Genomic DNA, 11,642 nt, shown 5'->3' on the forward strand with positions numbered 1-11,642 from the left:
CAAATTGAAGAATTGCTGCCACACTGCTGGAAACCTAAATCGAATTAAAATTGGTATGGGATTCAGCGGACGCTTACTATTTAAGTTGGGCAAGCAGCTGTTTAAAGGTTTTTGCAGAGATGATTTCGGCTTTCGGTGAGCTTAAATGAAACCCTTCATTCTGCATTGGGAACACATCAGCATCAAATAACACACGCTGAAATTGATGGAATCGTTTTATGAGATCAAATTTTTGTGATTTAGATTTACCAACGCCGTTTAACATGCGCTTGTAGATCACATCTAGATGATCATTGAGGTTGGGTTCTTCTATAAAGTCATTGCTGTGGAGTAACCAAGTCTCTGCGAGTTTTGTGTAGTAGCTATAAATTGAAGAATATCTAATTTTTTGTTGTTGCGAGATATGGTGCAAATATTTGGCTGAATCCAACTGATACAGTTGAGCGATAGATTTAATATCTTCTAAAGCAGGATGAAACAAGCTATACAGCCAAAGAGCTAACCGTTTGCCATTTTCAGGCAGGCTGTTATGTTGGCTGTGTAGAACGTTATATAGATCTGTGGAGGTCTTATGGCTGTTTTTGAAGAACCTCAAAATCTGTTTATGCAAAGCAGTAAGTGCCTCAAGAGTATCTTCAGTGTGTAATCGTTCCTCTTTTGCCGTGGAATTGATATTTTTGAACAGTGGCTCTTTAGTTTGTTCAGAATGGCAGAGTATTAGCTGGGGTGAAAGATAGCGTTTAAACGCACTAGGGCTTAAGCCACATGTCTCAATCTCTTCAGATAAACACAGCGTCAGCGCAGGACTTAAATTGACATTGTCTAATTGCATCAATGAATGACTGGAAGCTTCTAAGAGTTGATTGAATTGCTTTTGATTGAAAGGTATTTCTAATGCATTAAAAATGGAACGGATATAAGCGTAGCAATCAAATTGGATATCGATAGGCTTTGCTTTAAATCTAAGGATCCACAGTTGAGTCAATCGGTCAGGTACAAAATTTCGTGATTTCTTGAGAGGATGCTTAGGATCGTACAAATCACCATAATGGGGTGATTGCGGTTCTAAGAGTAAAAGCGGAAATTGTAATGCCTGAACATAGTAGATTTCTTCATCAGTTTTGAGATGTTCAAGTAAAGCATTTAAGCTAGCTTGATGTGAAAGTCCGCCGTACAGGATTGCACTGATAAGAAGATTGCCAACAATTTCATCATCTGAAAAATGTTCCGTAGTATGCCAATAACGCCAGAGTCGCTCTTTTAAATAGGTGAGATATTTCGAATTCTCTAACCAAGATTCATTAAATATTAAAGGTGTCCGTTTAATAGAAACGAGGTGCTGCGTTGGTAATGGTAAGTCTGCATCATTGGCACGGTTGTATTGAATAATGTGTTTGCGAAAGTGCTGATAAAATGCCTTTTTTAAAGAAAAGCTTACTTTTTGTTGCTCTAAGTGCTGAATCACTTGGTTATAGAGATCTGGGAAATTTTGTGATTGTTGTGTCTGTTGTAATTTTTCTTGGGAGAGAAATTCATCGATGATTGCTTGAATTTGTAAGTGCTCTTTTATGCGCTTTTGATCTCTATTCTTTGTACGGCGTTCATGTGCATAATGTTTTTGTTTAAGCATGTTCATACATCCCATCAATTTGGTAAGCGTGCTGCATATTGTTGAGGCAGTTGGCGAGTTCTTTATATTGTTGAAGCGAAAGACTTGAGAATTTTTGCCCCATTTCTTGTTGGTTTTGCTCATGCCCAAACAAAGCCAGAATGAAGTTTTCATCTGCTTTTTCGGTGAGATATGCACGAGCTGTATGCCTAAGCCAATTGGCATGATCAAGTTGCATAATACGAGTGAAACTGTTGACTAAATGAGGGCTAAGTGCTTGCCATTGTCCATGTTGATAGACACTGAGGAGAGGCTTTTTACTGCTTAAAATTTCTTGAATATACGGTTGATGCTCTGGGTACAGTTGTTGGAATTCATTTAAATAGGTAATGAATAAGCGGATTTGCTTTACAACAAAATCACATAGAGGAATTAATCGACCATCATTTGTTCTACTGTGAATTTCTTTATCTGAAAGCCAAAGCCATTGTTGTTTTAAATCGAAATTTTTTAAGAAACCTGGGAAGTCGCTGACAGGTCGAGCTGCACTGAACAATAATAAGATATGCCAAAGCCATACATTATAGTGATTAAACATATCAAGCATTTTTCCTTGATGTTCAGCTTGAATGATCTGATGTTGTAAGTATGCAAATATAGCCGTTACTATTGCTGGTTTAGGGGCTTTACAACTACCAAACCTTTGTTGCTCATCATCGATGACATAGATTTCTTTTGCTAAGTCTTTTGATAGCTGATGTACTGTACCCTGATAGCTTTGCTGCAAACGGTAGATTGGATACGAACAATATGAAATAGAAACTGATCGATTTGCATCGATGCCTGTAAGAATGTCGGCTAGTTGTTCATTTTGAGTGTAATGGTAAATACAGTGATGTAATAAAACACTTATTTTTTTAGTCGATAACGACGGAATGAAGAGTTCTTCCCGACATTTTTTTAATGCATGTGCGACTTGCTCTTGCTTCAGTATTGGCTGTTGTCTTAGACCCTCTACCAGCTCTTTGACTAAAGGTAAATCGAAATGGGTTACCTGATTAAGCAATTGGTCTTTGTATTCAAAAGCAGAGTCCTCAAACAGCGTGAATTTGGAACGTAGAAAATATTGATCGTTTTCAAAAATGACCTTCTGTCGTTTATTGAGTGCATAGCGTTGTTTGGATTGTAGATAGAGCCATTGCTCAATAGGAACACCACTCAAGAAACTGAGTAAGATAAAAAGATATGCTTTATTTTTTTTTTGATGATTTAAATAGAGTTGATGACAATGTTGTACAAGTAAGCTCAGGCTATTGAAGTCTGGATAATGCTTACTACAGCTAAAATTATGCTGTTGTCTAATGATGTGTTGCTGTGTCAGTTTACTTACTCGATGTTGTAAAAAACTAGATTGGCTTGTTAATGGCGATACCTGTGCTGTATTGATGGAGTATTGCTGATTTGGCTGTTCATCCTGTAATTCCTCATAAAAGAGAGCAGGATGCTGTTTCTGAGGCATGTCATATGGACAGTGTAAAATGGCGTTGTGTTCATCCAAATAAATTGGCTCATCGATGTGCTTGGGTGGTGCTAAGTAATGTTTCTTGGGTTTAAGTGCTAAGACATAATCATAGAATCGCCGTATATCAAGCAGTAATAGATACTGAAAACGATTGAGTTTAGAGTCGTTTTCTAATTCCCGTAAACTCTTCACGAAGTCAGCCAAGGTAATCTCATGGCTAGGCAATTGCTCCCATAACCACAAATATTCCTGCTGATACCGATTCAATTGTTTGCCTTGTTGCGATGCGGCATAAGCTTCGTTTGCTAATCTAAATCGATTAAACACTCTAATAATGGTGGTTTGGTGATCCTTTTCAGTCGGATTCGGAATTGCTTTAAGAATACATGCTGCATGTAAATTATGCACAGCCCATCGTTGTATAATAGGATATTCATGCTGATCTACTGAATAGAGATAGGCACAGATCGGATGTTTAGACACACTTGGGGGGAGAGGTAATTTTGTTGGGAGTTCAAACTTAGAGTCTGCATCGAAGCTGACTGTTGTTTTCAATAAGGGTTTTAATTCAGGGATTAAGACTGTAGGTTTTAAGTGCTGTGCGATAGCATTTTGATAGTCCTGATCAAAAAATTCATGATCTAGCATTCGCTCAATGATGTTTTCAATTTTCATGGTCTAAACTCCAAAATTGTGATGCGCATGGTTGTACGCTCGTGAGTGCTTTACATTTATTTTTGAGTGCTTGAATTCGTAGGTCGTGAGTGCCGTTGATTTGCTTCTGGCGATAAAGTAGCTGATTACGACTGCAATCGATTAACTTAGCGAGTAGGTCTCGAGAAAGACTGCATCTGGGTTTGTCATAAAGCTTTTGATTCACATCGTAAATTGCTTGTTTCGATAGAGACTGATTTAAGTTATGAAGTAGCTTATCGGGATTAAGAGCCTGTGGATTGATCTTGAGCTCAGTCATCAACTTAAAGAGTGTGTTGCTGAGTTGATATTGAACCTGAATGAGGTCTACATCAGCTTCTACAATGCTTCGAGCTTTGATTCGAATATTTTGTTGTTGTGCTATATAAACAAGAAGAAAGTTATCTGTTGCGAATAACTCAGCTGGAGCAGGTGCAGTAGCAGATATTAGGCTCACGTCATGTTGAAAGTGTGTTGGCAGTTGCGAGGCATTTAAAATCTGAGCGTAGCTTTGGTAAATTTTGAACAGAGGCGGGTAAGGACGGATCATGACCTCCTTTGTATAAAACGGTCTTTTATTGGCTAGCTGAGAATTTGCTTTTGTAGGCTTCATTTATTCGCCCTCCTGATTTTTTTAACTTAGATCAAGAAGTACAAAAAACTTTTAATTTTTATAAAAAGATCAAGAAAGTGGTTATAAATGTGGGCGGTTTTTGATGAATTTGAGAGGCTCAAAGCGGGTGGGAAATAGGGTGTATTTGGAATTTTTATTTTAAGTTATTGATTTTATTTGATGTGAATGTGGCTGGTTTCTTCGTGTTTTGTATTATCTCTGTGGTAGTTTAAATATGGCCCAAGGTATTGATGATGCTTTAGTAGAAATTTTAGGTGCTAAACAAATTAATGCCTTACGTAAGGCCGGTCACTACCGACGAGATGTGTATTAATGCTTAGCTAGATTGGCATAAATTCTATTTCTACAATCCTCCATCGATGGGGGGATTTTTTTATGGCCATCTGAATAATTATCGGCAATCACATATTTTTTAATAATTAAGATGTCTTGCACGAAGCAAATTTCAAAATAATTAGATAGACACGGCAAAAATAAAACGCTTGGCAAAATAAGATTGGCATGAATAGTGCATTATTTTAATGCAAATCATTCATTTAATGCTGAATTTAGCATCAATTTAGTTCACGAATCACGATAAAAGAAATTGAGATTGGGTATTTATGAAAATCTATACGGAAAGACTTGAGGGTAATGTCGTACAAGAAAATGTTGAGATAGTTGAACTGACATTTGATACACGACAAAAGAGCCGTTTTCGTGCAACTTTAGCTAACGGGCACGATATTGGTGCAGATTTACCCCGTACCGGCATTTTAAGGCACGGTTCATATATCGCAACTCAAGAGGGTGATGTACTGCGTGTCGATGCCAAAGCAGAAAAACTCATGAAAGTAGAAGCACCAAGCAGCTTTGATTTATTAAAAGCAGCGTATCACTTAGGTAATCGTCACGTCCCTTTAATGCTCACACCAACGGCGCTGTATTTTGAGCCAGATCATGTATTGGCTGAAATGATAATTGGACTTGGTTTAACGGTATATGAAACCATGCATCCATTTGAGCCTGAAAGCGGTGCTTATGCACAGCATCAGCATGATCACAGATTAAGCCCAATTAAGGCTTTGCATCATGTTCACACCTAATGCTTCACAGCTTTTAAGTCTGTTGACTTTGTCCTCAACGGCACTACCAATTGGGGCGTACTGTTATTCTCAAGGGGTAGAAAGTGCGATTGATCAGAGCTTAATTTTTGATGAAACCTCGAGCATTACTTATTTTGAAGAAGTGCTTGAAATGCTTTTGGTACGGTTTGAGCTGCCCGTTTTGAAACGCCTAATAATATCTTTTGATCAGCCTGAGCAGTTTGAATACTGGGCGCAGTTATATAGAGCAAGTCGAGAAAGCAAAGAGTTATTGGCTGAATCACAGCAATTGGCATTTTCATTAAATGCGTGGATTCGTGATGTGCTGAAAAAGCCTGTGAAATTAAAAAAGCAGATCGGTTTCGTACCCATCTATGCGCATCTTTGTGGGCAACTCGAACTTGATGTTGCAGAGGTTTTGACTGCTTATACCTTTACCGTACTTGAAAATCAGGTGTTGGCTGCCGTGAAAACTGTACCACTTGGACAGATGAGTGGACAACGGATTTTATGGCATGTGCATGGGCTGATTCCAGAGGCAATTGAACGTGCTTTAGCACTGCAAGATGCTGAACTCAGTAGCGCCTTACCTAATTACGCCATGCTCAGTATGGCACACGAAACACAATATTCACGATTATTTAGATCTTAAAAATAAAGGACATTTCACATGACAGAACGTAGCCCATTACGCGTAGGTATTGGCGGTCCAGTTGGTTCAGGTAAAACAGCGCTTACTTTAAATTTATGTCAGGCACTGCGTGAAAAATACAATATGGCGGTGGTGACCAATGATATTTATACCAAAGAAGATTCCAACTTTTTAACACGCCATGAAGCTATGTCACCTGAGCGTATTGTTGGTGTAGAAACAGGTGGTTGCCCGCATACCGCAATTCGTGAGGACGCCTCCATTAACCTAGCGGCTATTGATGACCTGTGCGAAAAATTTGATGGCCTTGAACTGATCATTATTGAAAGTGGCGGTGATAATTTGGCAGCAACATTTAGCCCGGAACTTTCAGATTTAACCCTGTATGTAATTGATGTGGCGGGTGGGGAGAAAATTCCGCGTAAAGGTGGCCCCGGTATTACCAAATCTGATTTGTTAATCATAAACAAAACCGACCTTGCACCAATGGTTGGAGCAAATTTAGATGTGATGGATCAAGACGCGAAACGTATGCGCGGTGAAAAACCTTTTCTATTTTCCAATATGAAAACTAAAGATGGCTTAAATGACATCATCAGCTTTATTGAGAAACAAGGTTTGTTTAAAGCATAAGGGGCATCCACTATGAAGTTATTATTGCAAAGAATTACCTTCACATCGTTGGCATTCTTTCCCTTGGTAGCAATGGCGCATCCAGGCCATGAGCATAGCCATAATAGTTTTATCAGCGGTTTTGTGCATCCATTTACAGGGCTTGATCATCTAATGATGGCGTTAGCATTTGGCGTATTGATTTGGACTGCACACCAGCGCTGGAAATGGGCCGGATTATTCGGTTTATCTGCCGCAATGATTGTCGGTTTTATGATCGGTGCACAATTCAACTTAGCAACAGCAATTGCTGAAAACGGCATTATTGCGTCGTTAATTGTATTGGCTGTTGCTCTTTGGACCAAAACCAATAAAGCCGTTCCTTTTATTGCTGCACTTTTGGCCGGTTTTCATGGCATCGCACATGGTACGGAACTTGGCCAAAGCGGTCAGGCAGTTTTACTGGTCGTTGGTATGGTTACAGCGATGGCATCTATATACGTATTCGGTTTGCTCGTCGGCGCATTTATTCAAAAATATGTGCCTTATGGTAAGCAAATGATTGGTGCTTTGACAGCTATTGTTGCTGTAATTGGTTTAGCTTGATGCCTCATTCATCTCAAATAATAGGGAGATGCAAATGAATGATCTGGTATTAAGCGAAACAAAATTTATATCGACACAACAACAGCATAACAGCCAACTGTGGTATGCCTGTTTGGAACTTGGTTTTGCCTATCAAGTACAGTCAAATCGAACCGAATTACAGCATCGCAAGCATCATGGGCCTGTACGCGTTCAGAAGATGTTGTGGCCTGAAAAAACTGGTATTTGCCATGCAATTATTGTGCATCCACCAGCAGGAATTGCTGGCGGAGACCATCTGACTTTTGATATGAAAGTTGAGGCGAATGCGCATGCGTTAGTTACCACGCCCGGTGCAGGAAAATGGTACAAAACCAATGGCAAGCAAGCCTATCAGCATATTCATATACATGTCGCAGCACAGGCGACATTTGAATGGTTACCGCAAGAAACCATGCTTTTTGATGGTGCCAATGCAGACTCTGAAACACATATTCATCTAGATGAAATGGCCAGTTTTATTGGGTGGGATATGTTGGTCATCGGTCGACAAGCACGTGGTGAAATTTTTCAGCAAGGGCAATACCAAAGCAAATTTAGGCTGTATCGTGCAGACAAATTATTGGTTGCAGATAGTTTAAATTTTAAGGGGCAGGATCGGTGGCTTACATCCTGTTTAGGTATGAATGGACATGCTGTGATGGGAAGTTTCTGGGCAGTAGCACCATCGCGTTTAAGGCAAACAACATTACTGGCTGAACATATCGAATTAATCCGTGAATTGATTATGCGGATGAATCTAGCGGTGACTTTAACCCTGTTAGATGATGTGATTTGTGCACGTTATTTAGGCGATGATGTACGTGAATGCCATGATGCTTTTGCAGCAGTCCGTGCCCGTTTAAGACGCTATTGGTATGACCTAGCAGAAGAATTCCCACGGATTTGGCGCACTTAAGTTTTGCCATCATTGGAAAGTAGATAGGTCTAGCAAGATTAATAGATTAAGTGTTCATTTTACCTTTGGGTTAGGACACTAAAAATCAAAACGTGCGAGAGCGGAAGAAGAATTTGCACGCATTTTGCATTCTACATTTTAGAAGATTAGGAAATTGTTATGGAACTTAATCCAACTGAAAAAGATAAATTATTAATTTTTACCGCAGGCCTTGTTGCTGAGCGTCGTAAAGCGCGTGGATTAAAATTGAATTATCCAGAATCAATTGCATTTATTTCAGCAGCACTGCTTGAGGGCGCACGCGATGGCATGTCCGTGAGCGAGTTAATGCATTACGGCACAACCTTGTTAAGTCGTGAAGATGTCATGGATGGTGTCGCGGAAATGATTGCAGAAGTGCAGGTCGAAGCTACTTTTCCAGATGGTTCAAAGTTAGTCACAGTTCATCAACCCATTGTCTAATAAAAATAAGGAGTAAGCCATGATTCCTGGTGAAATTATTACGCCTGATTCAGACATTGAAATGAATGTCGGACGAGAAACACTGAAAATGCGTGTTGCTAATGCAGGCGATCGACCAATTCAAGTCGGTTCTCATTTTCACTTTGCTGAAGCCAATGATGCTTTGCAATTTAATCGAGAGCAAGCTAGAGGCTATCGACTCAACATCGCTGCTGGAACAGCAGTTCGTTTTGAACCGGGCCAAAGTCGAGATATCGAATTGGTTGCACTTGCAGGTAAACGTGAGGTGTATGGGTTTGCAGGGCGTGTTATGGGTAAATTGGATTAACTATTTTTATGCTCAAGTGTCTTGTTGAACAATTAAATTATTGTTAGTAATAAGTTCAATAAGTACATGAAAAAGCATAAGAGAATTAAATGTTAATAATGAAAATACGCCCAGCAACTGTTGATGATGTTGAAGCCATCGCTGCTGTTATTGAACCTTTTGTCGATTATGTTGTCGTGACTGAAGAAGGACGTGAACGCTTTAAACCTGATATGTTGAAAAACATCTTCCAACAACCACTTATTCATTATTTTGTGGCAGAAATTAATGAAGAAATCGTTGGGAATTTGGCGTATATCGCTCCATCTCATGTCATGCATTATTTCTTAAAAGCTGAATATCACGGTCAAGGTTATGGTCGACAAATGTGGGACTTTTTAGAGCAAGAAATACTTAAAAATGATCCCGATATAATCACAATAAATTCAAGTCATTATGCACTCGATATTTATAAAAAATATGGATTTGAAGTGGTCGGTGCGCTAACGGAGAAATGGGGTATTCAATTTATTCCGATGCAAAAGCTGCTAAAGCCAAAAAATCTAGAATAGGAAATATATTAATGAAAATGTCTCGCCGTGCTTATGCGGAAATGTTTGGCCCTACAGTAGGTGATAGAGTTCGCTTAGCTGATACAGAATTGTTTATTCAAGTTGAACAAGACCTCACGACTTATGGTGAAGAAGTTAAATTTGGCGGTGGCAAGGTCATTCGCGATGGTATGGGACAGTCACAATTATTGTCTGATGAGGTCGCTGATACCGTCATTACCAATGCTTTAATTGTCGATTGGTGGGGTATTGTCAAAGCCGATGTTGGACTTAAAAATGGTCGTATCTGGAAAATAGGTAAAGCAGGTAACCCTGATATTCAACCTGACATTACAATCCCTTTAGGTGCAGCAACTGAAGTCATCGCAGGTGAAGGACAAATCTTAACGGCGGGAGGGATTGATACTCACATTCATTGGATTTGCCCACAACAAGTTGAAACAGCACTAATGTCAGGCACAACTACAATGATTGGTGGTGGTACAGGCCCCGCCGCAGGAACATCTGCAACCACAGTAACTCCAGGCCCATGGCATATTGCGACCATGCTACAAGCTATTGATGATTTACCTATGAATATTGGTCTGTTAGGTAAAGGCAACTTGAGTCAGCCAGAACCAATCGCTGAACAAATCAAAGCCGGTGTGGTGGGTTTAAAATTACATGAAGACTGGGGATCGACGCCAGCCGCGATTGATAACTGTCTAAGTGTGGCGGATCAATACGATGTACAAGTTGCCATTCACACAGACACACTAAATGAAAGTGGCTTTCTAGAAGAAACCTTAGCAGCATTTAATAACCGGACCATCCACACTTACCATACTGAGGGTGCGGGCGGTGGTCACGCACCAGATATTTTAAAAGCAATTGGTCAACCCAATGTTTTACCATCTTCAACCAATCCCACACGTCCATATACCGTCAATACCATTGATGAACATTTAGATATGTTGATGGTTTGCCACCATTTAGACCCTGCAATTTCTGAAGATGTTGCTTTTGCTGAAAGTCGGATTCGCCGTGAAACTATTGCTGCAGAAGATATCTTGCAGGATATGGGCGCAATTGCCATGATGTCTTCCGACTCGCAAGCGATGGGGCGTGTGGGTGAAGTAATATTACGTACTTGGCAGACAGCACATAAAATGAAAGTGCAACGCGGCCCACTCGAAGGTGATAATCAAAATCACGATAACAATCGTGTGAAGCGCTATATTGCTAAATATACGATTAATCCTGCCATTACCCATGGATTAAGCCATGAAGTTGGTTCGATTGAAGTGGGTAAATTAGCCGATATTGTTTTATGGAAGCCTGCATTTTTTGGTGTTAAGCCCTCGATGATTATTAAAGGCGGAATGATTGCAGCTGCGCCGATGGGTGATATTAATGCTTCAATTCCAACGCCACAGCCTGTGCATTATCGTCCGATGTTTGGCGCTTACCCTCGTGGCGTACATAACACCTGCATTACCTTTTTATCGCAAGTGGCAATAGAGCAAGGCGTACATGAACAATTGGCTTTAAAGAAGTTGATTAGTCCTTGTAAAGCCACGCGTAATATCTCGAAAGCAGATATGAAGTTAAATACTTATTGTCCTGTAATGGAGGTTGACCCTGAGATTTATGAAGTACGTGCAGATGGTGTGCATTTGACTTGTGAGCCTGCGGAAGTGTTACCAATGGCGCAGCGTTACTTCTTATTTTAATCATTTCCAAAACACTATTTCACAAAGCCTTTCTGAATATGAAAGGCTTCTCTTTTTTAAATTTTAGTATTTTTGAAAAGTAAATAATCTTTAAAATATGAAAATACGACTACCTCTATAAGGGCTAACAATCCAAAAAATGTAAAATTTAATAATTTATGATGGCTTTGTTGCACAAACCTATCTGTAAAGGCTTTTTCAGCGATATAATTTTCAAATGAAGAAGCCTACACACAAAA

General features: G+C 39.6%; 12 protein-coding genes. 9 read left to right on the forward strand and 3 right to left on the reverse strand.

Annotated elements, in window-relative coordinates; genetic code table 11:
• Positions 1-76: 76 nt before the first annotated feature.
• Genes PV763_RS15955 through PV763_RS15965 form a run of 3 tightly spaced genes read right to left on the reverse strand, consistent with a single transcriptional unit; the run spans position 77 to position 4,437 of the window.
• The gene (locus PV763_RS15955; RefSeq protein ID WP_420938199.1) at positions 77-1,630 is read right to left on the reverse strand and encodes a hypothetical protein; all 1,554 of its coding nucleotides are present in this window, start codon (positions 1,628-1,630) and stop codon (positions 77-79) included.
• Entirely contained in the window at positions 1,623-3,806 is a 2,184-nt protein-coding gene (locus PV763_RS15960) for a hypothetical protein (protein WP_420938200.1), read from the reverse strand. The genes PV763_RS15955 and PV763_RS15960 overlap by 8 nt, the downstream gene beginning before the upstream one ends.
• Entirely contained in the window at positions 3,796-4,437 is a 642-nt protein-coding gene (locus PV763_RS15965; RefSeq protein WP_005265722.1) for a hypothetical protein, read from the reverse strand. The genes PV763_RS15960 and PV763_RS15965 overlap by 11 nt, the downstream gene beginning before the upstream one ends.
• A gap of 623 nt (positions 4,438-5,060) precedes the next feature.
• Here PV763_RS15965 and ureE point away from each other — a divergent pair.
• The 9 genes from ureE to ureC all read left to right on the forward strand — a co-directional run bounded on the left by ureE (position 5,061) and on the right by ureC (position 11,403).
• Entirely contained in the window at positions 5,061-5,543 is a 483-nt protein-coding gene (gene ureE / locus PV763_RS15970) for an urease accessory protein UreE (RefSeq protein ID WP_005090807.1), read from the forward strand.
• Positions 5,530-6,195 carry an urease accessory protein UreF gene (locus tag PV763_RS15975; protein ID WP_004778087.1) on the forward strand — a complete coding sequence of 222 codons (666 nt, stop codon included), beginning with the start codon at positions 5,530-5,532 and terminating at the stop codon, positions 6,193-6,195. Before ureE ends, PV763_RS15975 begins: the two co-directional genes overlap by 14 nt.
• Before the next feature lie 18 nt (positions 6,196-6,213).
• Entirely contained in the window at positions 6,214-6,828 is a 615-nt protein-coding gene (ureG, locus tag PV763_RS15980; RefSeq protein ID WP_004778085.1) for an urease accessory protein UreG, read from the forward strand.
• A 12-nt stretch (positions 6,829-6,840) separates the two neighbouring features.
• Positions 6,841-7,413, forward strand: a complete 573-nt coding sequence (locus PV763_RS15985) for a HupE/UreJ family protein (RefSeq protein ID WP_004778083.1) — start codon at positions 6,841-6,843, stop codon at positions 7,411-7,413.
• 34 nt (positions 7,414-7,447) lie between these two features.
• The gene (locus PV763_RS15990; protein WP_420938201.1) at positions 7,448-8,350 is read left to right on the forward strand and encodes an urease accessory protein UreD; all 903 of its coding nucleotides are present in this window, start codon (positions 7,448-7,450) and stop codon (positions 8,348-8,350) included.
• Positions 8,351-8,509: 159 nt separating this feature from the next.
• Positions 8,510-8,812 (forward strand): urease subunit gamma, encoded by a 303-nt coding sequence (ureA, locus tag PV763_RS15995; RefSeq protein ID WP_004778079.1) that lies wholly within the window; start codon positions 8,510-8,512, stop codon positions 8,810-8,812.
• A 19-nt stretch (positions 8,813-8,831) separates the two neighbouring features.
• Positions 8,832-9,140 carry an urease subunit beta gene (locus PV763_RS16000; protein ID WP_004778077.1) on the forward strand — a complete coding sequence of 103 codons (309 nt, stop codon included), beginning with the start codon at positions 8,832-8,834 and terminating at the stop codon, positions 9,138-9,140.
• 89 nt (positions 9,141-9,229) lie between these two features.
• Positions 9,230-9,691, forward strand: coding sequence for a GNAT family N-acetyltransferase (locus PV763_RS16005; RefSeq protein WP_004778076.1), 462 nt, complete (start codon positions 9,230-9,232; stop codon positions 9,689-9,691).
• 11 nt (positions 9,692-9,702) lie between these two features.
• Complete coding sequence (gene ureC, locus PV763_RS16010) at positions 9,703-11,403, forward strand: urease subunit alpha (RefSeq protein WP_004778074.1); 1,701 nt, start codon at positions 9,703-9,705, stop codon at positions 11,401-11,403.
• Positions 11,404-11,642 lie beyond the last annotated feature (239 nt).

The organism is Acinetobacter sp. AS5 (genome assembly GCF_048957595.1).
In the GTDB taxonomy this organism is placed as follows: Bacteria; Pseudomonadota; Gammaproteobacteria; order Pseudomonadales; family Moraxellaceae; genus Acinetobacter.